Annotated in this window: 18 protein-coding genes and 1 riboswitch; of the genes, 5 read left to right on the plus strand and 13 right to left on the minus strand. The window is 47.0% G+C overall.

Annotation, left to right across the window (positions count from 1 at the left end):
- Positions 1-171: 171 nt before the first annotated feature.
- Positions 172-1,314, plus strand: coding sequence for a virulence factor (locus Q9R46_RS25185; RefSeq protein WP_311282205.1), 1,143 nt, complete (start codon positions 172-174; stop codon positions 1,312-1,314).
- A gap of 173 nt (positions 1,315-1,487) precedes the next feature.
- Positions 1,488-1,706: riboswitch (Lysine riboswitch) on the plus strand.
- Between the two features lie 112 nt (positions 1,707-1,818).
- Positions 1,819-3,306 carry an amino acid permease gene (locus Q9R46_RS25190; RefSeq protein WP_311282206.1) on the plus strand — a complete coding sequence of 496 codons (1,488 nt, stop codon included), beginning with the start codon at positions 1,819-1,821 and terminating at the stop codon, positions 3,304-3,306.
- A 253-nt stretch (positions 3,307-3,559) separates the two neighbouring features.
- Here the strand turns inward: Q9R46_RS25190 and Q9R46_RS25195 are convergent, their stop codons facing one another.
- The 8 genes from Q9R46_RS25195 to xylA all read right to left on the minus strand — a co-directional run bounded on the left by Q9R46_RS25195 (position 3,560) and on the right by xylA (position 16,954).
- Positions 3,560-4,687, minus strand: coding sequence for a transglutaminase domain-containing protein (locus tag Q9R46_RS25195; protein ID WP_145414508.1), 1,128 nt, complete (start codon positions 4,685-4,687; stop codon positions 3,560-3,562).
- Positions 4,688-5,015: 328 nt separating this feature from the next.
- Positions 5,016-7,418: a YcdB/YcdC domain-containing protein gene (locus Q9R46_RS25200; RefSeq protein ID WP_311282207.1), complete on the minus strand. Its 2,403-nt coding sequence runs from the start codon at positions 7,416-7,418 to the stop codon at positions 5,016-5,018.
- Positions 7,419-7,610: 192 nt separating this feature from the next.
- Positions 7,611-8,573 carry an alpha/beta hydrolase gene (locus tag Q9R46_RS25205; RefSeq protein ID WP_260984776.1) on the minus strand — a complete coding sequence of 321 codons (963 nt, stop codon included), beginning with the start codon at positions 8,571-8,573 and terminating at the stop codon, positions 7,611-7,613.
- Between the two features lie 201 nt (positions 8,574-8,774).
- Entirely contained in the window at positions 8,775-9,434 is a 660-nt protein-coding gene (locus Q9R46_RS25210) for a bifunctional 4-hydroxy-2-oxoglutarate aldolase/2-dehydro-3-deoxy-phosphogluconate aldolase (protein ID WP_311282208.1), read from the minus strand.
- Positions 9,435-10,416: 982 nt separating this feature from the next.
- On the minus strand, positions 10,417-12,618 hold the full coding sequence (locus tag Q9R46_RS25215; RefSeq protein ID WP_311282210.1) for a glycosyltransferase: 2,202 nt from the start codon (positions 12,616-12,618) through the stop codon (positions 10,417-10,419).
- A gap of 22 nt (positions 12,619-12,640) precedes the next feature.
- Entirely contained in the window at positions 12,641-13,432 is a 792-nt protein-coding gene (locus Q9R46_RS25220) for a glycosyltransferase family 2 protein (RefSeq protein ID WP_311282211.1), read from the minus strand.
- A gap of 223 nt (positions 13,433-13,655) precedes the next feature.
- Positions 13,656-15,149 carry a xylulokinase gene (xylB, locus tag Q9R46_RS25225; protein ID WP_311282212.1) on the minus strand — a complete coding sequence of 498 codons (1,494 nt, stop codon included), beginning with the start codon at positions 15,147-15,149 and terminating at the stop codon, positions 13,656-13,658.
- Between the two features lie 488 nt (positions 15,150-15,637).
- The gene (gene xylA / locus Q9R46_RS25230; RefSeq protein WP_311282213.1) at positions 15,638-16,954 is read right to left on the minus strand and encodes a xylose isomerase; all 1,317 of its coding nucleotides are present in this window, start codon (positions 16,952-16,954) and stop codon (positions 15,638-15,640) included.
- Between the two features lie 213 nt (positions 16,955-17,167).
- On the opposite strand from xylA, the gene Q9R46_RS25235 reads away from it, so the two are divergent.
- Both Q9R46_RS25235 and Q9R46_RS25240 read left to right on the plus strand, forming a co-directional pair.
- Positions 17,168-18,331, plus strand: coding sequence for an ROK family transcriptional regulator (locus tag Q9R46_RS25235; RefSeq protein WP_311282215.1), 1,164 nt, complete (start codon positions 17,168-17,170; stop codon positions 18,329-18,331).
- 154 nt (positions 18,332-18,485) lie between these two features.
- Positions 18,486-18,683 (plus strand): hypothetical protein, encoded by a 198-nt coding sequence (locus tag Q9R46_RS25240; RefSeq protein ID WP_123065878.1) that lies wholly within the window; start codon positions 18,486-18,488, stop codon positions 18,681-18,683.
- A 218-nt stretch (positions 18,684-18,901) separates the two neighbouring features.
- Here Q9R46_RS25240 and Q9R46_RS25245 read toward each other — a convergent pair whose 3' ends face one another.
- Positions 18,902-19,132, minus strand: coding sequence for a glutaredoxin family protein (locus Q9R46_RS25245; RefSeq protein WP_111268376.1), 231 nt, complete (start codon positions 19,130-19,132; stop codon positions 18,902-18,904).
- Between the two features lie 87 nt (positions 19,133-19,219).
- Positions 19,220-20,161, minus strand: coding sequence for a thioredoxin-disulfide reductase (trxB, locus tag Q9R46_RS25250; RefSeq protein WP_311282216.1), 942 nt, complete (start codon positions 20,159-20,161; stop codon positions 19,220-19,222).
- A 257-nt stretch (positions 20,162-20,418) separates the two neighbouring features.
- On the opposite strand from trxB, the gene Q9R46_RS25255 reads away from it, so the two are divergent.
- On the plus strand, positions 20,419-21,150 hold the full coding sequence (locus Q9R46_RS25255) for a ZIP family metal transporter (protein ID WP_090924449.1): 732 nt from the start codon (positions 20,419-20,421) through the stop codon (positions 21,148-21,150).
- A gap of 144 nt (positions 21,151-21,294) precedes the next feature.
- Here the strand turns inward: Q9R46_RS25255 and Q9R46_RS25260 are convergent, their stop codons facing one another.
- The 3 genes from Q9R46_RS25260 to Q9R46_RS25270 all read right to left on the minus strand — a co-directional run bounded on the left by Q9R46_RS25260 (position 21,295) and on the right by Q9R46_RS25270 (position 26,619).
- Positions 21,295-22,104, minus strand: coding sequence for an alpha/beta fold hydrolase (locus Q9R46_RS25260; RefSeq protein ID WP_311282217.1), 810 nt, complete (start codon positions 22,102-22,104; stop codon positions 21,295-21,297).
- A gap of 163 nt (positions 22,105-22,267) precedes the next feature.
- Positions 22,268-24,352 (minus strand): heavy metal translocating P-type ATPase, encoded by a 2,085-nt coding sequence (locus Q9R46_RS25265; RefSeq protein ID WP_311282236.1) that lies wholly within the window; start codon positions 24,350-24,352, stop codon positions 22,268-22,270.
- 959 nt (positions 24,353-25,311) lie between these two features.
- The gene (locus tag Q9R46_RS25270) at positions 25,312-26,619 is read right to left on the minus strand and encodes a homocysteine synthase (RefSeq protein WP_145334816.1); all 1,308 of its coding nucleotides are present in this window, start codon (positions 26,617-26,619) and stop codon (positions 25,312-25,314) included.
- Between the last annotated feature and the right edge of the window lie 194 nt (positions 26,620-26,813).

A 26,813-nucleotide genomic window follows, 5' to 3' on the forward strand; every position in this document is an offset into this window, starting at 1 on the left:
TAACAATCTTCGCACTTCTTCACATACCTGCGCCGATGCTTCTCCTCGGCATGTAATTTCGCAGTTTTCCTGATTTCATGTAAAATAGAGGTATCCGTTAAAATAAAGGTACTGTGTGATTTATTTTACGGGAGCTTATGTATCAATCTGCTATTATAGGAGGTTTCACCCATGAATATAGTTTCCATTGAACCAACACCGAGTCCAAATACGATGATGCTACATCTCGACGAACGTCTGGAAGACGGGATTCGCAAAACCTATACACTGGACAACGAACGTTCAGCCCCGGCGTTTATTCGCCAGATGTTACACATTCCAGGCGTGAAAAGTGTATTCCACACGACCGACTTCGTTGCTCTGGATCGTAAAGGCAATGCAGACTGGTCTGTGATTCTTGGTGAAGTGCAGAGCCGTCTGGGTCAGGAAAGCGTAAATCTGGACTGGATTGAATCAGAAGATGCTTCAGGTGAACACTTTGGAGAGGCACAGGTTTTTGTTCAGTTTTTCCGCGGAGTGCCGATGCAGATTCGGGTTAAAGCCGGAACGAAAGAGGAACGGATTTCACTGTCAGACCGTTTTGTCAAAGCCGTTACGGAAGTTGCCAGCGCTACACTGATCAAAGAACGTAAACTGAGCGATTACGGGGTACGGTATGGTGAGTTACCGGATATTGCGCGTGAAGTTGAACAGGAACTGGAAGCGGCTTACCCACCGGAACGATTGGAGCAGGTCATTCAGCAAGCTATTGCGCATGGTGCAAATACAGAAGAATTCGTCGAGCATCGGCGTGCGCTGGCTGGACCGGAACTGGAAGAAGCTCTTCAGAGCGAAGACTGGAATGTACGTTATGCCGCACTCGATGGTATGGAACCGACAGAGGAAAGACTGCCTCTGGTAGCTCAGGCGCTACGTGACAGTAAAATGCAAATTCGTCGCTTGGCCGTTGTCTATCTGGGGGATATTCGTACACCTGAAGCGATGGAGCTTCTGTACGAAGCGCTTCGGGACAGTTCTCCCGCTGTACGGCGTACTGCCGGGGATACGTTATCAGACATCGGCGACCCTGTTGCCACACCGGCCATGATTGAAACATTAACGGACAAGAGCAAACTTGTGCGCTGGCGTGCGGCTCGTTTTCTGTATGAGGTCGGAACCGAAGAAGCGGAGCAGGCCTTACGTCTCGCCGCGGAAGATCCCGAATTTGAAGTGAGCTTGCAGGCCAAAATGGCGCTGGAACGTATCGAGTCTGGGGAACAGGCCGCCGGAACGGTGTGGCAGCAGATGGCAGGACGGAATAAAAAGCAGGAATAGATTTATCTTTTAGTTTTGTCCTTTAGTAAGCCTTCCAAGGAACAATCCAACATTTGTTATTGCGCTGTAAATCGATGAGCGGTATACTTGTTGTCTGTTTGATTAACAGATTACACGCTGTTTGAAGCGTGATTTCTAATTTCATAAACAATAGATACACCTCATCCATTGCATGGTGAGGTAGAGGTCGCGGGTGCGATCAGTAAGCTGAAGAAGGCGCTAGGAGCCGCTGTTGAGATCAGCCGAAAGGTGTACCCGCCGAAGTTTACTGGACGTTCCTTTATCGGTCCGGTGAGCTGGGGCTGCAGCCGAAAGGTGCAGAACTGTCACAGCAAAATTCGTATCTTTTTCTAAAAAAGGTATGACTTCTTCTGTGTTGAGCTATCTTAATCATCTGGGACATGGTGCGGATATAAAATTCAAGACCGCTGGCTCATGCCTGTGGTCTTTTTTTGTTTATGGATCTATGAACTGCATCAGCAATACAAATGAAGGAGTGTTTTCATGCAAGACCGCAGTAACCATTCACACACTACAACTGGACCTACACTGAAAAAAGGATTGCGTGCACGTCACATGACCATGATTGCCCTGGGCGGCTCGATTGGTACCGGTCTGTTTCTGGCAAGTGGTACAGCCATCTCGACTGCCGGTCCTGGGGGTGCATTACTTGCCTACGCGGCTGTTGGAATCATGGTTTATTTTCTCATGACCAGCTTGGGTGAACTCGCAACCTTTATGCCGGACTCTGGTTCTTTTAATACGTATGCCGCACGTTTCGTTGACCCCGCTCTCGGCTTCGCCATGGGCTGGAACTTCTGGTACAACTGGGCGGTAACCATTGCCGCCGAGCTCGCTGCAGCTACCGTTCTGATTAAATATTGGTTTCCGGACAGCTCTTCCATGTTATGGAGTCTGCTATTCCTGGTACTGATCTTTGCCTTGAATATCCTGTCCGTGAAAGGATACGGGGAGTCGGAGTACTGGTTTGCCATTATCAAAGTGGCCACCGTCATTATCTTCCTGAGTGTCGGCGTGTTAATGATCTTTGGTATTCTAGGCGGTGAAGCTGTTGGCTTCAGCAACTTTACAGTCGGTGATGCACCATTCCACGGTGGCTTCTTCGCCGTGCTCGGCGTGTTTATGGCCGCGGGTTTCTCCTTCCAGGGAACGGAATTGATCGGTGTCGCCGCAGGTGAAAGTGAGAACCCGCGCGAAAACGTGCCTCGTGCCATTCGCCAGGTCTTCTGGCGTATTCTGATCTTTTACATTTTGGCGATCACTGTAATCAGTTTGATTATTCCTTACACTCACCCGAATCTGCTCAAGGGTGATCTGGAGAACATCGGGGTCAGCCCGTTTACGCTCGTCTTCGAAAAAGCAGGACTTGCCATTGCCGCTTCTGTCATGAATGCTGTCATCCTGACTTCCGTGCTCTCGGCCGGCAACTCCGGCATGTACGCTTCAAGCCGAGTGCTCTATGCACTGGCCCGTGATGGCAAAGCTCCACGTTTCCTTGGCAAGCTGAATAAACGAGGCATTCCGATGAATGCGCTGCTCGTCACAACCGCTGTTGGCATGCTTGCATTTCTGGCTTCCCTGTTCGGTGACGGCATTGTGTATACATGGTTGCTGAATGCATCCGGCATGTGTGGATTCATTACGTGGCTGGGTATTGCCATCAGCCATTATCGCTTCCGGAGAGCCTATGTTGCACAGGGTAGGGATCTGAGAGATCTGCCTTACCGTGCGCGGTGGTTCCCTTTTGGTCCAATCTTTGCCTTTGTGCTGTGTATCATCGTTATTCTGGGACAAAACTATCAGGCATTCACAGGTGATCAGATCGACTGGAGTGGAGTCCTGGTTGCTTACCTGAGTGTACCGTTATTCCTGATTCTGTGGCTTGGTTACAAATGGATCAAAAAGACCAAAGTTGTTCCGCTACAGGAATGTGACTTCACGCCTACCGAATCGTCAGGTATTAAGGAGTAGGACCGTCGCTAAGTTAGTCACTTTTGCTCAACTCTACTTCAGGTTTAACCCTAGGATATGGATTCAGTATTCCCCTGTTCTACAGAGACTTTTTTTGTAGAGCAGGGGATTTTATTTTTCAGTGCCCCCTGCATACTGAACATCACAAAGAGCGCTCCGGATACCGGAGCGCTCGAATCTCTAATCATTGAAAGACACGTTGCTGTGCATATGCTTTATCTGTTGTGCGTGGACTGAATCCTAATCCTGTCCATTACAAGGTCCAATTAATTTTGACACGCAGGTCTGATGTACCTTCCATCTTGGAGACAAAATAGGAGATCGACTTCATACCCAGCTGGTACAGATCCTGCAAATCTTCGATCAAACTGCTCTCTGTGCCCTTATATCTAAAGGTTAACGAAGTTCCGCCCTCATTTAGCACACCCTGAACTTTGGTTTTGAGCACTGCCCGTTCCTTGACTGCATCCTGTTCATCGTATAAGGAGTACTCCAGAGCACGGTAGAGCTTCTCATAAACCTCCTGCTTGTTCCCATCCGACTTCGCCAGTTTAAGCAGAGCGTCTCGGTAAGGCGCATAAGCTGCAGGATACTTGTTTTTACCTGTCCAGACATGGTCACGTGCCATCTCTTTATCACTTAGCAAGTAATAATTATGGCTAACCACACCTTTGCGATCAGGCGTTGGATCATCCCATGTTGTATCGAGGTGATACCATTTGCCATCCAGCTTCACCAGGTTCCAGGCATGGAGTTGCCCGCCTGCTTGACCTTCAACGATGCGATTTTCAATCCCTACCCGCTCCAGCATGCGATATGTGAGCAACGAGTATCCTTGACATACGGTACTGCCTGTCGCAAGTCCGTCATAAGCCGTATATTTTTGTAATGAAGTATCATAAGCAAGATTCAGCACAATCCAATCATGAATCACTTTAACCTTCTCATGACTCGTCATGCCGGGTTTAATAATTTCTTTGAGTACACTAGCTACTTTCCGATTTACATAATCGGTCTGCGCCTTCGTTTCCCGGTAAGAGAGGGTCACATCCACCTCGGCCGATGTATTGGAGCCTTTATAGTTAAACGCATAACTTTTCACTGTATATTGAATATAAGGATCACTCTTCATTGCTTCATCGATCGAGGTCTGTAGCTGTTTCTTGAGGCCCTTTACATTCCCCTTATAGGTAAACACCACTTTCTCTGTACGCTGCGACATCGCATTCAACAGTGTCTGACGCAAATCCGTCGCTGTAGATAGTTCGGACGTGCCTGACGCTGCATACAATTGATCCAAATCAACTGTACGCGGCAACCAGGCGGCAACAAGACAGCCTGCGAGCAACATGGTGATTACTCGTTTACCGTTCTTACCCATGAAAGGACCCCACCCTTCTTCGTAGCATTCTCATGCCTTATTGTATCATAAAAGGTCTTGTTTTCAGTGTTCTATATAAGTTGAATTAAAAATTTTACACAGTCCACTCCGAGGACAGAATAACCTTCCCATCGCTGTTATCCCCAGATTTTTTTGAATTCCCTTTTCCAAAGAGGAAAAAGGGCCTTCTCGGAAGGCCCCTTGAACTTTAGTTGCAGTCATCATGTTTGCCGCTTCACTTCATCCTATGTCTTCCTGGAGCAAATTATGAGTGGCTTTGCATACGCACGGATACGTACAAATGAATGCAGGTGAGCCCTGCCTGGAATTAATAAAGGCGGCTACCCGTCATAAACGTGTCCGTTTTGCCCTGTAACTTGGCAAGTCGTTCAAGAACTTGAGATGCCTCGGCTACCGTGACTTTGCGTGCGGGCATGAATCTTCCCTCAATAGAAGGTAACAAGCCAAGCTTCAAGCTCAGAGAAACAGCACCTTTATTGTTGATCGCACTTGCATCGGCAATGTTAGGCAAATCTGACGGCTGCATATAGAATCCGGCGAGCTTCTCATAACGCAGAATACGCATCAGCAAGACCGCCAATTCTTCACGTGTCATTTCTTCCTCAGGTTTTAGCTGCTTCTCAGGGTCAGCTCCACCGATCCAGCGTTGATCTATAAGGACTTTCACTGCTTTGTAATACGGACTTTCTATCATTACATCAGCAAAAAGTTTTTCATTGCTATCGCTGTTATAGTACATGTCCATGTTCGGATTAATCGCTCTTGCCAGATAATTAAACCAATCTCCCCGGGTAATGACCCGATCCGGAAATACACGTCCCTGCTCGTCAGCAATCAACACCTTATGCTTGCTCATGTTACGCAAAGCTGATTCAGCAATATGACCCGCAATATCTGTCGGTTCGATCTGAGATGCCGTATGGTCCAGACCATACATGAAGAACCATTGACCTGTATTGGCATCAAGCAGTACATTCAAATTGTACAGAGATTTCTTGTCGCTTACCGGCACATATGCCAAATTCACTCCTGCAGGTACAGGTTCGCTAGAACCCAAACCGTACCCACCATAACGAGCATAATTCAACGTTAACGTATATTTCTTCAGATAGAGTTCTTTCGCTTTTTCGTAAGAGATTGCAGGTGTAATATCTGCCGGTAGCTGCTCAGGAGATGCCGCGAGGCGTGTATAGAATTCAGTAATATCCCCGTTGTTCTTTACCTGCACCTGTGCCGTGTCATCTTGAACACGAATCCCGTTCAAATAACGCTGAAACACAAACGTACGAGCATCGTCTACTTCTATCATTCTGGCAAGCTGATACTGCTCTTTTGCTTGCGGTACAGTGGCAATAATTGTATTCATTGCCAGCTTCTCGGCCTGTTGTGAAGTAACCGTCTTTTTCTCCTTCTCTTGAGGAGGCTTCTCCTGTCCCATCTCTGGTCCAACCCGTTGCATCAAGTTGTAGCTGTAGACCTGTCCGGTAACCGCATCGACCTGTGCCGAAATATCACGCATGAACATATAGGATATGTTTGCATTCCGATTGCTCCAGCTCAGACTCCATACCTGATTGTTCATGTTGCTGTAATAACCTTTAGTTAATTGACTGTGTTCGAGTTTGTAATCCTTAGGAATGTCAAAATTGGCCGCAACCCGCTCTACTGCCTGTTGCACATTTAAGCGCTGACCGCTGGCTGCAACAAATGCCGGCCCATTGCCTGTTACTTTTTTATTTTGTTGTGAACTGCTCTTTTCCACGGCTTTTCCTGTCATCACGTCAATTCGATCTAACGTGTTAGCGTTGATCGGCCCCATACTATCACCTTTTGGCAAATAACCGAGAACATATTTTTGCCCTTGTCTGGATGACCATTGTTCTTTGGAGATATAGGCAAGCTCTACATCAAATCCATCTTCAAATACCTGTCTGGCCTGCTCTTCCGAGGCCCTCGGCTTGGAGGAAGGATATTTCGCCGAGATGGTCGAACGTGAATACGATGTGGCCTGACCTCTCTCATCCACAGTTATGTAGACTGTCTCTGCATCCGACACGACGCCATCATGCTTCAAGTTATAGACAAACTGATATTCATTGCGACCAAATAACGCTTGTTGCTCCACAGGTGAAACCATGTCTCCTAGCGGCACATACTGTCCTTCCTGTAGTTCAGGAATTGCCTGATGTAGCAGTTCCAAAGCTGTTTTTTCAGCTTCTTCCTTGGTAAGTTGAACATCTGAAACGGATGACAACTGACTCTCCACAAATTCAGATGGCAGATGTACGCTTAGGACTTCTCCCGTACCTGCATGCACATTCGCGCTGAATCCCATGGTGTGATTACCTTGTACAATCTGAAATCCGATATCCCATACCTTGTAATCCGGCGGTGGATAGGAATTGGATACATCAAAATTGGCAGACGAGATCGTCGCTTTTTTTAATAATGGAAACAACTTTACTATATTTTCAGCGGCTTGCCTGGATGAAATTTTTGCACCCTCCGGCACGTCATTGCTTGTTATCTCTAGTTGATCAATTTCCCCCGACACTGCTTCATTCACTGAGCCAGCTTCCGCCTTAGCAGCAGATGCACTCCCCGTCAAACCTGGCACCTGTGTCGTCAACAGCAGAGTTGCCATTGCTGTTGCTGCGGCTTTGGCTGTGAACGTTTTAAGCCTTCCATTCATGTTCCAATCCCAACTCAAAATGGTTACCTCTCCCTTCGATTTCATGCAGGATGCATGATAAATACTCTTGCATGAATTTTGCCATTCTAATCTATGATACCATAAGCTTCCTTTTTAATCGCTGTTTTCCGGGTAATTTTACAATTGTGAATTTCTGTATAATAAAAAGGCACAACAAAAAAACGCCAATCAAGTTGGCGTTTCCATCTATCAACCTGCGCTATGATTCAGATCTGTTCCGTCCTGATTTATTGTAGCTTCATCATGTGTAACTCGCTCTGGAGCAGAACGGACATGCATTTTCAGGAACGGAATGACCGTGGCCCAGAAAGCCGGGTCTTCCTCTGAGCAGCTGTGTCCTTCACTGTTAACCCATAGATGCTCTACCGGCGGATCGGCTTTGGACATAAAATATTCCAGTTCACTCGGTGGAATAAAATTATCGCCTTTGGAGTGTATCATCAGGAATGGCAACTGCATGCTTCTTCGCCGTTCATTCAACATCATTACGGCATCATTCTGCTGATATGTCTTTAAAGACTCACCTAACCGCCAAAACCAGATTCGAGGGATCAACTGTGCCAGCGGGAACAGCGGCAGGCGCCGGCGTCTCAGTTCCGAGCTGACGATCACCTGAAACTGGGATGGCATGGAGTCGGTAACCACGGCGGAAACCGGAATGCCTTCTGTAATGGCAAGAATCGTCCCCAGTCCACCTAAGGAATGCCCCAACACTCCAATCGCTTCGGGATCAATCTCGGATCGGCCTGACACATAGGTCAACGCAGCCAGTAGATCGTCCCTGAACAGATAGGCCGATGCAGCGCGAACGGGATCACTGGCTCCATGACTACGTACATCATACATAAACAGTGCATACCCTGCCTCCCAGATGGGGCGCGCATAGCGTAACACACGAGAACGATTGGAACCCCAGCCATGTGCGATGATTACGAGCGGCCAGGGCTTAGGAACATCGGGTCTCGCTGGAATGAACCAACCTTGCACCTGTCCCCCTCCACTTTCAAAGGTAATATCCTCAAAAGGCATCGGCGGTGTCAACGTAATCGGAATTTTTTTGGGTGTCTGGCTTTTTACCGCTGCCTTCCATAAACCACCCGCAGTTACAGCGGCCACCGCCAACATACCGCCAATCATCGTTCTCGCTTTCACAAGGCCTCTCTCCTCTCTGGCTACTGACATACACTTATCATACGATAACAGGATCAACTACACGTTAAATGATCTCCACTTTTTGTTTGTTATAACGATTAACCATGTAAACTATTTTATATATACCCCATTACGCCAAATTTACTTATTTCTTCTTAAATTAAGACTTCTACTCTACTTTACTCTATTCCATACCGTTACCTAACCGCGTTGTCTGTCTGTCTGCCTGCCTGTTCTTACTGTCGCCGCCTCCACAAATGCCCTTGCTCGAGCTGAAACCTGTGTGCTATCTCCTGAAGCCAGAGCCTCTTTTGGCAAAAGTGCACTTCCCAAGCCTACTGCGGCTGCACCTGCCTCATAATAGGCATCGATATTCTCCAGTGTCGCGCCACCCGTTGCGAGCAGTGGAATGTGATCGAGAGGTGCCTTGATTTCACGCAGGTATGGAATACCCAGACTGGCCATAGGAAACAGCTTAACAGCCCGTGCCCCTGCTTCATACGCAGCTACAATCTCCGTTGGTGTCATCGCCCCTGGCCAAATCTCAACACCATGTTCTACAGCATATTCAATAACAGACAGATCGACATTGGGGGAGACCAAAAATTGTGCTCCTGCAGCCACGGCTTCCTTTGCCATGCTCACATTAAGTACCGTACCTGCGCCGACATAGGCTTGTCCTTCGTGACGTTCGCGCCAATCAGCAATGATCTGATGCGCATTCGGTGTATTCAGCGTCACTTCCATTAGACGAATGCCACCCTCGGTCATTCCCTGACCGGCTGTCACCGCCGCTTCCCGGCTTATGCCCCGTACGATTGCGACCAGTCTCGATTCGAGTAGTATTTCTGTCAGATTCATATCCATTCACTCCCTTAGTTCGTTCAGATTCGGTAGCCAAGAACCCGTGAGGACAAATTCTGGTGTTCACTGCTTTTCCGTTAAAAACTATTGTAATGCATATGCTTCATTGGAAGAAATACATTAATCCATATTAGGTATTATGAAAATAGGGGATGTAGACATAAAAACAATAAGTCTCCCCGTGGTGTCAGAACGACCAAGAGATAGAGGTGTCGAGGTATCAAGACATCAAGACATCAAGACATCAAGACACTTCCATTTTTTCATTGCAATTTATTAGAGCCGATTCCGTTTAGGCATAGCACTATAGCATTAAAATCTTCTAACGATCACCAGAAAGCTTATTTTGCCTGATTCGCCACTTTTTATTTTCTAACGATCACCTGAGAGCTTATTTACTCAAATTAGTTATGATTTCACCCGATTATGTGCATTTTTAGCGAAATAGCGTCTGTGGTGATCGTTAGAATCCTCGAACCCTCAAAAATCTTAAAATAAGCTCTCCTGTGATCGTTAGAATAAAGTCGGAGCCAATTACCCTCGCACCATGAATCCCATTAACGTAATGTAATAATCGCTCCGACATTATAATATCCACTCCGAGATACACTAATATTGGCGCACATTGTCTCTAAAGAAAACTCAGAGCGTTGGTTTTCCACAAGCTTCGGGATTGAGCTCTTCCGCGAGATTCCCAATCATCTCTGTATGATTCTCGGATAAATTTTACCGTTTGATTCTTGAATTCTTCATTATAACGTCGCTAATCCCCCCTGTGAAACCACCTCCTTAATTATAGTTTTTTAAAATAGAAATAAAAAAACCTCTTCATCGCGAAGAGGTGGACTCTGCTAGTCTTAGGATTCATTCTATTTTTTTGAAAAAGAGGACCTACCCACGCAACATTTCCGTGCACTACATGCATTACGGCAACGAACGTGCTGATCATATATCGCTATTGAAGCCCATTCAACTGACTTTAAGTGTTTTCCATTACACTTTCCTTCGCCAAATCCTTAAAATATCGATCATTGTACAACATGCTGGGGTGAGTAGGATGATAAGTTAGGGCAATGTCGTTGTGCTCCTTCGCTTTCGCCCGGTTGCCCATTCGATCATAACATACGCATAATTGCAGATGCGGCATCCAAGTCCACGCTGCTTCATTCAGTACAACCATCGGATCACCCGGACGGATTGCCTGCACAGCCTGTTCATACCAGAATATAGCTTGGCGGTAGTCTTCTCTATCTGCAAAATATCCCCCCAGTCGGCAACACACCTCTGCTCTCGGTAAATCATAGGCAAAGGAACGGAACAACGCGGCCGATTCTCGTTCCGGACGTTTCAGTACTGCCTCGCAATCGGCAATTTTCTGACAGGCCGCAATTCGATCCTCCACCCATCCCAATCCGGTATCCAGAAATTTCTCATAGTAGGTTACGGCTTCTTCATGATAAGCATGGTCTTTCAGTTCATTGCCAAAATAATAGAGGTCACGTGGTGAGAAGTCTTCACCTGCCTGTTCCCGTTTGCGGTATATTCGCAGATTTCGATCTGTATACACCTTATCTTTCTTATGGGTTACAGCCACCTCACTATGTAGCAAATTGCCTGCTACAGCGAGGTATTCATGTACTGCCCCAATCCAACGAAACTGGCGATCCCGACGCACCAGACGATTTCGCCGCAGACTATACGCGACCTTGCCCTCTGGCGTGAAGGAGAGGTTGTAATCCATCGTTACACTATCCACCGCCGGATCAAGGGACTGTTTCAATGCAATCAGCTTGGCGCGATCCTCCGGTTCAAACACATCATCCGCATCCAGCCACAATATATATTCGCAGGTGGCTTGGTCAAAGGCAAAGTTTCGTGCCGCTGCAAAGTCATCCACCCATTCAAAATCGAAAATACATTCGGTGTACTGAGCCGCGATTTGCCTTGTACGATCCGTGGAACCCGTGTCCACGATGACGATCTCATCGGCAATTCCTTTTACAGAATCGAGGCATCTGGCGAGGGAGGTTTCTTCATTTTTCACAATCATACATAAGCTAATACGAATGCCCTCTTCGCCTCGTCTAATTCTGCAGTTATAGGCCGCTGCCCCCGGTAAGTCGGACAAACGATAGATATGGTAGGCTGGATAGTGAGTGTCCACAAACAGTTGAAACCCGTACGCCTGAGCACGAATGCAGAAATGACGATCCTCTCCCCAAAAAGACACATTCGGGATACGGTCAAAATTCACTCCCGCTTCAAGTACGGATCGCCGAATTAGAGTACAAGCACCTAACCCGCCCACCTCATAACACCCCGGAATACGTAGCTGGTTTAGAAAGGCACTCGCCTGTGCGTCCTCATCCTGCGCCTCTGTTGCCTCAAGAGCTGAACCACCCCGCCGATAGAGTGCGTATTCATCCTGAAGCCATACCTGCGGCATTTCCTTTGTTCCCGGTTGCCAGCTGGTCCAAAAAATATTGGATACAATCTCGTTTGAGCTCGATACCAATTGTTCCAGCGTTCGAGGGTGCAACACCAGATCAGAATCGATCAGAAACACGCCGTCATATTGTTGCTCACGTGCGTAATGTAAAATGTTATTTTTCAGCCTGGCTACTCGCCATACCTGTTCATTTCTCCAGTAGTGACCACCTTCATCTTTGTTGTAGTTTCCTGGGTCATCCGCGTCCCCACTCTCCGTATCATTCAAATCGCGGGCACGAATCACCTTACCGTTATGTCGAAGTACAAAATCGTTCAGCATGTGGGAGGAGGCTTCCTCCTCATTATCATCTACAAACAAATAGTCTGTACGCACCGTCTTTCGCTCAAGTCTCTGCAAGGAATCCAGAAATTCATTCAGGATGGCAGCTGTCTGCCGTACAGGGCTAGCAATGAGGATAAGCTCACGGGTACTTTGCAGGATGTCCTCTTCCACTTTCATTTCCACTTGTTCTTTCTTTTGTTGTGGCTGTGATTGTCGGTCCCCCTTCTGCCCTGTCATTTGTTTGGACTGTTCCATTTGCTTCTGTACTCGTTCTTCCTCTTGGGATTGCTCTTGTTTTATCCTTAACGTTTGCACTGTTTCCTTCTCAGACTTGGAGGGTATGGTATCCGCTTGTGGTTTACCTTGGACACTTTTGCTACTGTTCTTACGGTCTAGCGGATTTTTCATCAATGAAACTCACTCCCTTCCCTTAATCAGACCATGGAATAAGCCGAGGCTCTGCATCCAATATCGATTCATATTGCTCTTTCCAGCCATACTGTGCTTCGGGATCCAGTCTCTGGTATCTCTCATATTTACGAACACGATCTTCTTCTCTTGCCCAGCCATAATGCTTTACTCGCGGGGGATGACAGGCATAAGGCAGATGCTGAATGCTCAACGGGAATCGTCCGCAATGTTGCGGTGTTTCCTTCCATTCATAGACCATCCCGGGACGATACTTGACTAGAAAAGGCCGATAATACATATGAGCCTGCCAGTATGCATCCTCCCGGTACGCGGTCTCACTCCACATATCATATAAACGGAGGTAAATCGCTTCTTCCATTCCACTTAAGATGTCATCACGCAAAATCCCGAAATCCGGCGTTAAAACCTCATCCGCATCCAGATTAAGAATCCACTCCGGGTTAGTTGAAAGGGTCTCCTCCCATTGTTGCTTTCGCAGACTCACCTCATCGGAAAAACGCGAGACCGGATTCTGCACTAGCACTAGAGGGATACCTTGTAAAAGCTCTCTACACATGGCAACTGTCCCATCCGTGCTTCCATCATCAATAATGACAGCCTGATCAATCCATGCACGATGTGTCATAAGTGCCTGCCTAAGATAGCGTTTCTCCTCGTTGCATACAATCATGGATAAGGTGATATGTGGCCTCCCCTTTACCGATTTTTCCTTTGCCTGCCCATGCTTCTGTTGTTCTTGTTCTTGTTCTTGTTCTTGTTCTTGTTCTTGTTCTTGCCCCCGTTCTTCCACCTCCACACCCCCATGCTTCCGATTCTTTTAGATGCCAACCCTCTATATCCAATCTATGCTAAGCCGGAATCCGGTTATGCAGGGCAAAGTGTTCCGACATAGCCACCTCAGAATTCACTTCTACACCTAACACAAAAAAAGCACTCGCTTACGCGAATGCTTTTGGATCAGGATACTTCTATTCAGTTTATTTTGAATACGGACTACTTATGAAACCTTCGATTTAACGATATGCCGCTAAACGATCATTCAAACCACGTGTCTGTCCATATACCTCCTGATAAAGAGCAAACAAACCGTCATATACTGCTACCGTCTCCGGATTTGGTTCATAGGACTTCGCTGGACGAATAAATGCCGCCGCACACTCTTGCATCGTCGGGAACCAGCCACTGCCATAAGCCGCCAGCATGGCTGCCCCCATCGCCGGACCTTGCTCGCTCTCCAGCTTCACAATTGTTGCATTGAAAATGTCCGCTTGCATCTGCAGCCAAGCTTCGTTCTTCGCCCCGCCTCCAATGGAGATCACCTCGCTGACCGTCTTGCCTGCGCCACGCAAAATATCAATCGACTCACGTAACGAGAAGGTGATGCCTTCCATTACAGCACGTCCAAAATGCTCCAGCTTATGCCCGGCATCCATGCCGATAAAACTGCCTCGAATGTTCGCATCCGGGTGAGGTGTACGCTCCCCTACGATATATGGCGTGAACAACAGACCGTTACTTCCTGCCGGAATCTGGTCAATGCCCTGCAAGAGAACATCAAATGATTTGTCTGCTGCAAAGGTATCTTTAAACCAGGAGAGACTGTATCCCGCCGCCAGCGTCACACCCATAATATAGAAGGCATCTTTCTCACCATGGTTAAAAAAGTGCACTTTCCCTTCGAAATCAAGATCCTTTCGTTCTTCGTATGAGAGAACAACTCCGGACGTACCAATGCTACACATTGTCTGTCCTTCACTCAGAATGCCTGCACCAATTGCCCCGCAGGCATTATCGGCACCGCCAGCAAATACTTTGGTTGCTGGCGCTAAGCCTGTTTGCTCTGCAATCTCAGGCAACAAGGTGCCGACTTGGTCGAATGATTCAACGAGGCGCGGGCAAAGCGTCATCGGCAAGTTGAATGCAGATGCGATCTCCGTGCTCCATTGTTTGCCTGCCACGTCCAGCAGCAACGTACCCGCTGCATCGGAATAATCCATCGCGTAATCGCCAGTCAGGCGGTAACGTACGTAGTCTTTTGGCAACAGGAACAAAGATGCTTGTTCCAGCAATTCAGGTTCATTTTCCTGCACCCACAAAATTTTAGGTAACGTAAACCCTTCCAATGCACGGTTCCGGGCAATGCTGAGCAACTTGCTGTCAAGCACCTTCTCAATCCGGCGGCACTGTGCTGTCGTTCGGGTATCGTTCCACAGGATGGCATTGCGCAACGGTTTGCCTGCTGCATCCACCAGCACCAGCCCATGCATCTGGCCGGAGAAGCTTAATCCTTCAATCTCGGAAGGTTGCACTCCAGATAATTCCAGAAGCTTGCGAAGCGATACAATCGTCTGCTCCACCCAATCCTCTGGATTTTGTTCACTATATCCAGCTTTAGGCTGGTACAACGGATAAGCCTCCGATGCTTCGAAAGCCACTTTACCTTCACGATTGACCAATACGGTCTTGACTGCACTCGTTCCGAGATCAACGCCAATTACGTAACTCATAAGTGTACTCCTTTCTTTTATACAGGATTGAAATCTTAGGTGGGACATGGAAGGTCACTCCGTGTGCAGAAAACCCTGCGATCGCCCTGACCCCCGGATTTCTTCTCTTTCCCCTCTTCAAGGGTGAAATCCGGTTGTAAATGCGTAGCATATGCTTACGATGCCAGCTTTCCCCCTGAAAGCTTTCAGCTCCGCTTCTCCGGGTTCTTTCTGCTCACTCCGTTTCTGCATGCCCCTTGTAACGTTGCTTTCAAACGGTACAAACGTACTCGTTTGGGGCAACGAGCCTCAAACCAACAAACCGTCCCCGCCTTCCCAGGGGAAAGCGGGGACGGTTTGAATGTCACGCTTATTCAACGTCCAGGGTGCAACATGCTTTTGCACCGAATAGGAAGTGATGATTCCTGCTTTATGTGCGGCAATGATTTAGTCATAGAGCCATAGCCAGTTCATTCGGACATGATTTTACTCTTCCTCTATGACTGTGATTAGTCAGCCAGGATGTATTGGTTGAGTTTTGCTCTCAGCAATTCCTGACGTCCGGATTGGTTTTTGCGTGGGTTTTCGTTGTTCAAAGCATACTCCGCGAGGGAAGCAAGTGTTGCTTTACCTGCAACAACCTCTGCACCGATGCCTTCGTTGAAGCTGCTGTAACGTTGCTCGATGAATTCATCGAATACACGGTCTTCGATCAGCTTGGAAGCTACTTTCAGACCTTTCGCATACGTATCCATACCTGCGATGTGAGCCAGGAACAGATCCTCAGGTTCGAAGGAGCCACGGCGAACTTTCGCGTCGAAGTTTACGCCACCTTTGCCCAGACCGCCGTTTTTCAACACTTCGTACATGGTCAGAGTAGCATCATACATATCAACCGGGAACTCGTCCGTATCCCAGCCAATCAGCAGATCGCCTTGGTTTGCATCCAGGGAACCGAGCATGCCGTTGATACGAGCAACGCGAATTTCATGATCAAAAGTGTGACCAGCCAGCGTTGCATGGTTCGCTTCAAGGTTCAGTTTGAACTGTTTGTCGAGATCATATTTTTGCAAGAACGCAATGGAAGTTGCTGCGTCGAAGTCGTATTGGTGTTTTGTTGGCTCTTTTGGTTTAGGCTCAATCAGGAACTGAGCGTCGAAGCCGATTTCTTTTGCATAATCAACAGCCATATGGAACATACGGGCAATGTTGTCCTGCTCCAGTTGCATGTCCGTGTTCAGCAATGTGTCGTACCCTTCACGGCCGCCCCAGAAGACATAGTTTTCTGCACCCAGACGTTTACCTACTTCCAGACCTTTTTTGATCTGCGCTGCTGCGTGAGCATATACGTCTGCGTTGCAAGTGGATGCTGCACCAAACATAAAACGCGGGTTGGAGAACATGTTAGCCGTGTTCCACAGCAGTTTTTTGCCGCTTGCTTTCATGTGCTCTTCCAACAGATCAACGATCGTATCGATGTTGCCGTAGAATTCACGCAGCGATGCGCCTTCTGGAGCCACGTCTACATCGTGGAAACAGTAGTAAGGCAGATTCATTTTTTCCATAAATTCAAAAGCCGCTTCTACACGAACTTTCGCTTTATCCAATCCGGAGTAGCTATCCCATGAACGTACTGCTGTTTCAGCACCGAACGGGTCACTACCGCCTGCAGTTAATGTGTGCCAGTAAGCCATACCGAAACGGAAGTGCTCTTCCATCGTTTTACCAGCGACAACTTCTTGTGGATTATAATGTTTAAAAGCAAATGGATTCTTGGAATCTTTACCTTCGAATGCAATCTTATTAACGGATTCAAAATAGGCCATGTGATAAATGCCTCCTCAAAAGTTTTAAAAGAGTTTGTATAAGAAATCGTTTACACCGTTATCCTAACACATTGGATTTACTTTGTCTATCGGTTAAACAAAGTAAAAATAAAATTGTTTTTTCCCGGTTCGTTTACGCTATAATAGTCGAATAGCTTCTTAGCGGATATACATGAAATCCTTTGTTACAAAGAATAGGAGTGCCTTAACGATATGAAAATTACCGGAGACCAGATGCTGGTCAAAAAAATAAACAAGTCGATCGTACTGGATACGATTCGCCGTCATGCCCCCCTTTCCCGGGCGAAATTATCCGAAGTGACCGGTCTCAACAAAGCAACGGTTTCCAATCTGGTAGCGGATCTGATCAGCGATGAGTTGGTGCAGGAGATTGGGCCAGGAGAATCTAGCGGTGGACGTAAACCTCTAATGTTGCTTTTTCGAGGTACGGCTGGATATGCTGTTGGTCTGGAACTGAGCGTAACCCGTTTGAAAGGTGTTCTCACCGACCTCGAAGGTCATATCGTTGCCGAATATGCCGTTGATCTGGAGCAGCATGATGCAACGTCTGTATTTGAACAACTAAAGCTGGCCGCGAGGCACTTGATGGATCAGGCTCCCTCCTCTCCACACGGAGTCATCGGCATTGGCATTGGAGTGCCAGGGATGGTGGACGAGCAAGGCACCGTGCTGTTTGCACCCAACTTGAAGTGGGAAATGGTTCCCTTGCAAGCCATGATGGAGGAAAGTTTCAACTTGCCCGTCACGATTGATAATGAAGCTAACGCCGGTGCGCGTGGTGAATTGAACTTTGGTGCAGGTGTTGGTGTACGTCATCTGATCTATATCAGTGCAGGGATCGGAATTGGTTCAGGTATTATGGTTGATGGTGAATTATATAAGGGTGCTTGGGGATACGCCGGTGAGACTGGACATATGTCCATTGAAGCAGAGGGTCTGCCTTGTTCTTGCGGTAATCGGGGATGCTGGGAGTTATATGCCTCGGAAAAAGTATACGAACACCCGGATCAGCAGCACCTGCCTGCATATACGACCAAAGAACTGATTAAACACGCACGGAATGGACACAAGGACGTGATAGCATTGTACGACATTATTGGACGCAAGCTGGGCGTCGGCATTACCAACATCGTAAATAGCTTTAACCCGGAGCGTATTATTATCGGCGGTCCGCTTTCAGAGGCTAAGCCTTGGATTGAATCGGCGCTCAAACAGGTGGTCGAGGAACGTACGCTCCCTTACCACCGTCGAAGTCTGCAAGTGGAATGGGCTGCACTCGGTAGCCGTTCGACCAGAATTGGGGCTGCCTACTCTGCAATATCCCAATTTTTAGGGAATGTACGGGTGTCTGTTTAATATTTTGCACAAAAAAATATAAAATGGACAAGATTTTGCCCCATTTCCTCCCTTTTTGTTAAAGAAATCCAGAGGTATAATGAGACTATGTGATTTTTGTCATGGCAGCGCTATAGTTGCTGTGTTATCCGATAATGAAACGGAGTGAAAACTCGTGACCTACGTGGATACATCAGATATCTCGGCGCCAGTATTTGTCACCGTACTCCTGTTCCTGATTGTGCTTGCGCCCCTGTTCAGCCTGGGCATACTTCGATTTTTTCAGAGCAAAAAGAAGGCTGGTTTCATGTACATGCTGTCAGGTTTACTGGTGTATGTCGTATTTCAGACGTGTATGAGTATTTTTTTCTAGCTCAAAAAGAAGACGCTTATGCGCAGTGTCCTTAAGTCCTGACGTTGCCTTACGCGTCTTCTTTTTTTCTATCCATTCCACATGTAAAAACAGAAAAACCGTACCTCATCCGGTACGGCTTTCTTATTCACTTCTATATTCAAACGGCTCGCGCGAACCGGAATAGCTTCAACTTTTCTAAACTACATTGCCAGCAACCAGAGCTAGGCAAGCGTTAATTAAGCGTCCAATACTTTTGCAAATTGGGTTTTGTTCATACCCAGAATGCGGTGTTCACCGATCACAGTCAGAGGAACTGCGCGTACGCCCATGTCCCATACTTGTTGTGCGAACTCGTCGCTTGTCTCGATGTTGCGCTCTTCATAAGCAATACCTTTATCAGCCAGGAAAGACTTCACGGATTTGCAGTTCGGGCAGTTCGTGGATGTGTATACAATTACGTTTTCCATGTTTAGTTCACCTCATAATGATTATTTGATTTATACAGTTAATTTATAAGCTAAATGAAGAACTGTTTAAACACCGGACTTTCCGAATTACAACGCTACTGCGCTGTGCTCCAGGCTTTCAATGAATTTCTCGGTGTCCATTGCAGCCATACATCCGCTACCTGCAGCGGTGATCGCTTGTTTGTAGCGTGTATCCTGAACGTCACCACATGCGAATACGCCTGGGATGTTCGTTTCAGAAGTTCCTGGTGTAGTCAAAATGTAACCATGCTCGTCTGTAGTAATCTGACCACCCAAGAAACCTGTGTTTGGTGTGTGACCAATCGCTACAAATACGCCGCTTGCCGAAATCACTTCTTCTTCACCAGTTGCGTTGTTGAGCACTTTCAAGCCAGTTACGCCGTTGTCGCCAGCAATCACTTCAAGTGGTGTGCGGTTCAGGGCCATTTCTACTTTCTCGTTGCTACGTGCACGATCTTGCATAATTTTGGAGCCACGCAGTTCTTCACGACGGTGCACCAAGGTTACTTTGGAACCGAAACGGGACAAGAAACTCGCTTCTTCCAATGCGGAATCGCCACCGCCAATAACGATGATTTCTTTGTTGCGGAAGAAGAATCCGTCACATGTCGCACAAGTGCTGACACCGCGGCCCACGTTTGTTTCTTCTCCCGGGATACCCAAATACTTAGCAGATGCGCCTGTAGACAAGATCAACGTCTCGGATACGAGTTCGCCCATACCTTCGACTTGAATTTTGAAAGGACGCTCGCTCATGTCGATGTTGTTTACCCAGCCCGTACGGAATTCTGCGCCAAAACGCTCCGCTTGTTTACGCATGTTGTCCATCAGTTCAGGGCCCATGATACCATCAGGGAAACCCGGGAAGTTTTCCACTTCTGTCGTTGTTGTCAGCTGTCCACCAGGTTGCGGTCCTTCAATAACGAGCGGGTTCAGGTTGGCGCGTGCCAGATAGATTGCTGCTGTCAGCCCTGCAGGGCCTGTTCCAATAATAATTGATTTATACATGTATAGTTCCTCCCCCATGTTCTGCAAAAAGATCAAGCTCTCCGGCATCAAAAGCGCGAGCCTTTGCATACACTAGAACGGATAGCCCACATCATGTCCATAAGAGCTGCCTACGAATATGACGATTCACCTATGCAGAAACGGAATTCTAATTTATAATCATTCTAATCTGTTGTTCATTATGATCTCTTTTACGTACGGTGTCAATGCTCGGCAGCGATTATGAAGAAGTCTTCATCAGGAGGGAAAATGGAAGCATGAACGACGCTCTACTCGGCAGTATTATTTCGGCCATGTCGACTGGACTTGGAGCCGTACCGATCTTATTTATGCGTAAAATATCACATCGTCTGCGCGACATTTTACTCGCTTACGCAGCGGGTATTATGACCTCAGCCTCGGTGTACAATCTCATTCCCGAAGCACTGGGACAATCTAATTTATTTGTTCTTGCTTTTGGCATTATGCTCGGCAGTCTGGTTCTGCTGGTGCTGGAGATGCGGATTCCACACGTAGATCTGGAAAACCCCGAAAAGATGCCTTTCAAAATTGAAGGCAAAGCCTTCATGATTATCGCAGCCATTACGATGCATAACTTGCCGGAGGGCTTGTCTGTCGGTGTAAGTTATGCAAGTACGGATGAAAATTTAGGGAATCTGATTGCCTTTTCGATCGGTTTACAAAATGCACCGGAAGGTTTTCTGGTCGCTCTCTTTCTCGTCAATCAGAACATCGGTCGCTTCAAGGCACTTGGCATTGCAACATTGACCGGGGCTGTAGAGATTATAACGGCCATGATCGGATATACACTCAGTAGTCTTGTTGCCGGACTGGTGCCTTACGGTCTCGCGTTCGCAGCAGGTGCGATGATGTTCATCGTTTATAAAGAGCTGATCCCTGAGAGTCATGGTGACGGCAATGCACGCGCAGCTACAATCTCCTTCCTGTTTGGTCTGATTACGATGATCGGACTAACCGAACTGTTCTAGATTGGCGAAAGGCAAAAGAACCCGGACCCCAGCAGATGCTGAAGTTGGGTTCTTTTTTTAGCCATAAATGAAGATTCCATGAAATTACTGAAATTGCTGAAATCATCTGTAAGGCAATTTATACTTTCTTTTTGATCCAAACGATCAAGATTGAATAAATCGAATCAGTTCAGCATTGTATTTTTCCAATTCATCGTAAAAGGCACCGTGTCCACTTTCTTCAAACACAACCATTTCAGCCGAAGGGATCGCTTTGTGCATCTCTTCAGCGAATTCGAATGGGCAGATTTCATCTTTTTTACCGTGGAAAATGGCTGTAGGCACCCGGATCGTTTCCAATTCCCCACGCAAATCCTCATCACGTAGCGCCATCGCACTGCTAATCGTACCATAAGACGAAGCCTCCATGCCTAGTGCATGGAACCATTGCATGAACGGCTCGCTGTGCTCTTTTGCAAAAAACATTCCGCCGAACGTATCCAGCAGCTTCGCACGATCCGTGAAGATCGGCTCAATAATCTGCTCATTCAGCTCATCCGGCGTTAAACCGTACGGATAACGTTCACGCTGTGTAAATACAGGAGCCGCCGCCGATAACAAAGCCAGCTTCGATACTCCGTGACCCTCATGACGCGCCATGTAATGTGCCGCGATAGCACCACCCATGGAGAAACCAGCGAGTATGGCATCTGTCAGCCCCAGGTCGTCAATAACAGCACGAACATCGTCTGCCATACGGTCATAATCATATCCGGTTGACGGCTTATCGGATAAACCATAACCTCTGAAATCCATTGCAATGGTACGAATGCCGTGGTTCGGTAGCACATTCAATTGGTATTCAAACATTTTATAATTGACAGGCCAGCCGTGTAAAAACAGTACCGGAGTCCCTTCACCAACATCTTCAACATATACTTTTACATTCGGTTCAACTTGTACGTAACGGCCCATTGATCACAGCTCCCTTTATCGTTAAAAGTAATTATCGTCAGTGAGATACATTGCATTTGCATTGTATCGTCTCTTCGACTATTACCCTCTGACCACAGGTTCAAACGGGAACTGCTGAAGCACTGTGCGTCAAATCTGGTTGTCCCCATGGCCCTCTCACAACTTAACGCAACAGCCGAAGCCCATTCAGAATCACCAAAATAGTACTGCCTTCATGACCAACCACTCCAAGTGGCAAAGCAATATCTTGTAAGAAGTTACCCGCGATTAACGCCAAAATAACTGTAATGGCAAAGCACATATTGTATTTCACCGTGCGTTCTGCTCGCCGAGCTTGCCCGATTACCCAAGCAATCTCTTCGATATTGTCATTCATAAGCACCGCATCCGCTACCTCGATCGCTGTTCCACTGCCTGACAAGCCCATGCCCATCCCCACCGTTGCTACCGCAAGCGCAGGCGCATCATTAACCCCGTCACCAACCATCAGCACATGACCATATTGCTCACGGAGCGCTTGTACCTGTTTGACCTTATCTTCAGGTAGCAGATCAGCATAGACCAGACTAACCCCGGTTTCACCGGCAATGACCGAAGCTGAACGGGCACGATCACCGGTTAACATCGCTACTTTGACACCCATATTCTCCAGCTTCTTCACAGCTTCAGCCGCCTGCGGACGGATCATATCCCTCATCGCAATCAAACCCGCAAACTCACCATTGACGGTTACAACAGATATCGTTTTGCCTTCCCGCTCCAGTCGGGTACATACCGTTTCCCAGTCTGCTTCACCGTTTACGGGTACATCATTAGTTATGGACTCCACAGCTTTGCCATTCTGTAATTCGCCAGTTAGCGTAACAGCTAGCGTTTCCGTAGCTCCTCTCTCTTCCATCGTCTGCTTCTCTTGTATCTCATGTATCTCTTGTGCCCACACTGTTCCATCCAGCCGTCCAATCTTCCACACGACGCCATTTACGATTCCTTCAATGCCGTGTCCTGTAATAGACTGCACATGCTCTGCCTCTTGTAGAGGTACGTTTTCCCTGCTCGCCTGTTCCACGATAGCCCGAGCAAGGGGGTGCATCGAGAGATTTTCAACAGACGCCACTGCGGACAATAATTGCTCTCTGCTTACTCTCGGTGCAGTTAGGATATCCGTTACTTTGGGAGTTCCCATCGTGAGCGTGCCTGTTTTGTCAAAAGCGACCACTTGGGTATGAGCAATATTCTCCATATGCGCCCCTCCCTTGAACAATATCCCGCGGCGAGCGCTGCTGGACATTGCAGACAGCATCACAGGCATGATGGAGGACACCAGTGCACAAGGTGATGCCACCACAAGAAAGACCATGGCTTTGTAAAAAGCTTCATTCCACGTCCATCCCAAGAGTAGTGGTGCTCCTCCAATAACAAGAAGCGTAACACCTACAACAATTCGTGCATAGATGCCTTCAAAACGTTCCATAAAACGTTGCGAATCCGGTACCTCGGCTTGCGCTTCCTCCACCAGCTTGATGATTTTTCCGAACAGTGAGCCCCCGGCCGACTTGGTGACTTCGACATATAGCGCCCCCTCACCATTTACTGTACCAGCATAAACTTCGTCCCCTGCACTCTTATCGACTGGCATGGATTCCCCGGTAATCGACGATTGATTGATAAAAGAACTTCCACGATAAACAATTCCATCAGCAGGAATCAGTTCGCCTGGCTTCACGAGTAAAAGATCCCCCGGTTTCAAATCCTCAATCGCCACGACATTCATTTGTCCATCCTCGATCCGCAGTGCCGTCTCCGGTTTAAGTGCCAGCAAGGATGAGATGTCTTTGTGACTGCGCTCCGTCGCGTAGCTTTCCAGTGCTCCACTAAGGGCAAAAATAAAGATCAGCATCGCGCCTTCATTCCAGTAACCAATCGTCGCCGCTCCAAGTGATGCGGCAATCATTAGCAAGTTAACGTCCAGATCACGATCCTTAACCAATGTTTCGACACCTTCCTTGGCCTTCGTCCAACCGCCAATCCCGTAAGCGGCAATGTAGATTATCACAGACAACGTTGCAAAATAAGGTGCTATTCCCCATGCAATCAGCATCATGATGCCACTGCCCAGCGCTGCCTGCATCTCCTTGTTTTGCAACATCGCGCGGAAATTCGGTTTCTTGCCACGTTTAGGTCCAGGAGTATGGGCCGATTGTTGCTTGGCTTGTTGTTTCCCTTGTAAAGGCTGATGTATCGCTTGCATATAAATCACGTTCCCTTCGGATGGTTTTGTTCTCATCTGACTGCATTAACCCAGGTTGTATTGAGAATGAGAGCCATTGTTATTGCCCTAAAAATGGCACATGCTGCTACGGGAATCCCGTAGCAGCATGGTTTAGAGACGATTGACATTTTCATTAGATCATTAATCCAGTGAGAATGATAATCATTTTTGTACTTATGCAATTATTTTTACTCAATACAACTTTTGTTCAATTATATGCCTGCGCTGTTCATTTGTAAATGGGTGTTTCTTGTAGATTTTAGAACATATCAAAAAATCACAAACTCACAAACTCATCTAAATAATCCAAACACATTAAAAAAGCCGCTAACTGCGGCTTCATGGTAAAGAACATTAAATTTTTTTGTCTCTAATCCAGGAGATATACCGGACAATTGATGTACCTGTCACACAGGTCAACATACCCCATACAAGTAAAAGCATGCTTGCTCTTCCCGTCTCCGATAAACCTTCAAAATTCCTCACAATAAAAATCAACAAACCAATGTCAGTAGCAACAAAGATTAGAACTGGGATGGCGTAACCTATACGTAATTTAATACTTTTCGCCCCCTCTTAAAAAATATACATAGATAAGTATATCAAAGCTAGGTACTTCTCTGTACATCCTTCTCATGCAAACTTTATATCTTCTCAGATTCAATGAATTCTTCTTCTCCTCCTCCTATCCCTTATAACTCCCCTCTGCATTCCACTTGACCATATTACACAGAGACAGCAGCATGCTAATTTGCTGGGTGCTAACCATATAGCTCTTCATACTAAAAACTTCCCATACAAAAAGGTCAAAGCCCCTCTGAACGCGGCTTTGACCTTTCAATGTACTGCATGTTTTTTCTGTTACACCACTTTAATTCTGTTACATCGCTCTAATCCATTTTACATGCTTTGATACACCTACAGTTGTAACGTACTTTTTAAGCGCCTACGCTTGCACCTTGGCTCGCTTGAATCGCTTGCTCCAGATCGTAGATGATGTCCTGAATATTTTCCGTACCGATAGAGAGTCGGATCAATTCCGGATTTACGCCAGCCGCTGTTTGCTCTTCTTCCGTCAATTGAGCATGGGTTGTGCTTGCCGGGTGAATGATCAATGACTTGGAATCGCCTACGTTAGCAAGGTGGGAGAACAATTTTACGCTTTCGATTAATTTACGTCCTGCATCTACGCCGCCTTTAATACCGAACGTCAGAATCGCACCTTGCCCTCTTGGCAGATATTTCTGTGCAAGTTCATAGGATGGATGACTTGGCAGACCAGCATAGCTCACCCACAGGACATCCTCATGTTTCTCCAGATACTCTGCAACTGCCAGCGCATTGCTACTATGACGTTCCACGCGAAGGTGCAATGTCTCCAAACCTTGTACCAACAACCAGGAGTTAAATGGTGAAATGGACGCTCCCAAGTCACGTAGCAACTGTACACGCGCTTTAATAATATAAGCAATCGGGCCGACCGCTTCCGTATACACAACCCCGTGATAACTTGGGTCTGGTTCAGTCAGTCCCGGGAATTTACCACTTGCTTTCCAATCAAATTTACCGCTGTCTACGATGACACCACCGATGGACGTACCATGTCCTCCAATAAATTTGGTCGCCGAGTGAACGACAATGTCTGCTCCATGTTCAATTGGACGAAGCAAATACGGACTCGGGAACGTGTTATCTACGATCAGTGGAATCCCATGTTCATGGGCAATCGCTGCCACCGCTTCAATATCCAGTACGTTTCCCTTCGGGTTACCGATCGTTTCAGCGTACAACGCTTTTGTTTTCTCCGTAATCGCTGCACGGAAGTTCTCCGGATCACTGGAATCTACAAATTTCACATCAAGACCTAATTTCGGCAACGTAGTTGAGAACAGGTTATATGTTCCGCCATACAGACTTGCCGAGGACACAATCTCGTCTCCAGCACCGGCAATGTTCAGCAAAGAGAACGTAATGGCTGCTTGACCCGAAGCTGTAGCCAATGCGCCTGCCCCACCTTCCAGAGCCGCAATCCGCTGCTCGAATACATCGGTTGTCGGATTCATCAGACGTGTATAAATGTTGCCAAACTCTTTCAAACCAAACAGATTAGCAGCATGCTCCGTATCACGGAATCCATAAGATGTGGTCTGGTACAAAGGTACAGCTCTAGATTGGGTTGTCGGGTCAATCTCTTGACCTGCATGAATAGCTAATGTTTCAAATGAAAGCTCACGTTCGTTTGACATAATTCTGAATCCTCCCTTGATATATGCATTCTTGTGCATCCTGATCTCAATTGCTGGCTTCTTGATGTCTCATCATGGCGGCTTATGTTTTCCATATTCTCTCACAAGATGTCGGTTTTGAAAAGAGTTATTTCCGATTTTTCCGATAAGAAATGTTAATATGCAAAAAACGATCCTGCTGTACTAAAAAAACC

Origin of the sequence: Paenibacillus sp. RRE4 (assembly GCF_031844205.1) — a bacterium.
Taxonomy (GTDB): domain Bacteria; phylum Bacillota; class Bacilli; order Paenibacillales; family Paenibacillaceae; genus Paenibacillus; species Paenibacillus xylanexedens_B.

Coding starts and splice junctions, on each gene's coding strand:
- Q9R46_RS25185 (WP_311282205.1), top strand. CDS start 172: ATGAATATAGTTTCCATTGAACCAACACCGAGTCCAAATACGATGATG.
- Q9R46_RS25190 (WP_311282206.1), top strand. CDS start 1,819: ATGCAAGACCGCAGTAACCATTCACACACTACAACTGGACCTACACTG.
- Q9R46_RS25195 (WP_145414508.1), bottom strand. CDS start 4,687: ATGGGTAAGAACGGTAAACGAGTAATCACCATGTTGCTCGCAGGCTGT.
- Q9R46_RS25210 (WP_311282208.1), bottom strand. CDS start 9,434: ATGAATCTGACAGAAATACTACTCGAATCGAGACTGGTCGCAATCGTA.
- Q9R46_RS25215 (WP_311282210.1), bottom strand. CDS start 12,618: ATGAAAAATCCGCTAGACCGTAAGAACAGTAGCAAAAGTGTCCAAGGT.
- xylB (WP_311282212.1), bottom strand. CDS start 15,149: ATGAGTTACGTAATTGGCGTTGATCTCGGAACGAGTGCAGTCAAGACC.
- xylA (WP_311282213.1), bottom strand. CDS start 16,954: ATGGCCTATTTTGAATCCGTTAATAAGATTGCATTCGAAGGTAAAGAT.
- Q9R46_RS25235 (WP_311282215.1), top strand. CDS start 17,168: ATGAAAATTACCGGAGACCAGATGCTGGTCAAAAAAATAAACAAGTCG.
- Q9R46_RS25245 (WP_111268376.1), bottom strand. CDS start 19,132: ATGGAAAACGTAATTGTATACACATCCACGAACTGCCCGAACTGCAAA.
- trxB (WP_311282216.1), bottom strand. CDS start 20,161: ATGTATAAATCAATTATTATTGGAACAGGCCCTGCAGGGCTGACAGCA.
- Q9R46_RS25255 (WP_090924449.1), top strand. CDS start 20,419: ATGAACGACGCTCTACTCGGCAGTATTATTTCGGCCATGTCGACTGGA.
- Q9R46_RS25260 (WP_311282217.1), bottom strand. CDS start 22,104: ATGGGCCGTTACGTACAAGTTGAACCGAATGTAAAAGTATATGTTGAA.
- Q9R46_RS25265 (WP_311282236.1), bottom strand. CDS start 24,352: ATGCAAGCGATACATCAGCCTTTACAAGGGAAACAACAAGCCAAGCAA.
- Q9R46_RS25270 (WP_145334816.1), bottom strand. CDS start 26,619: ATGTCAAACGAACGTGAGCTTTCATTTGAAACATTAGCTATTCATGCA.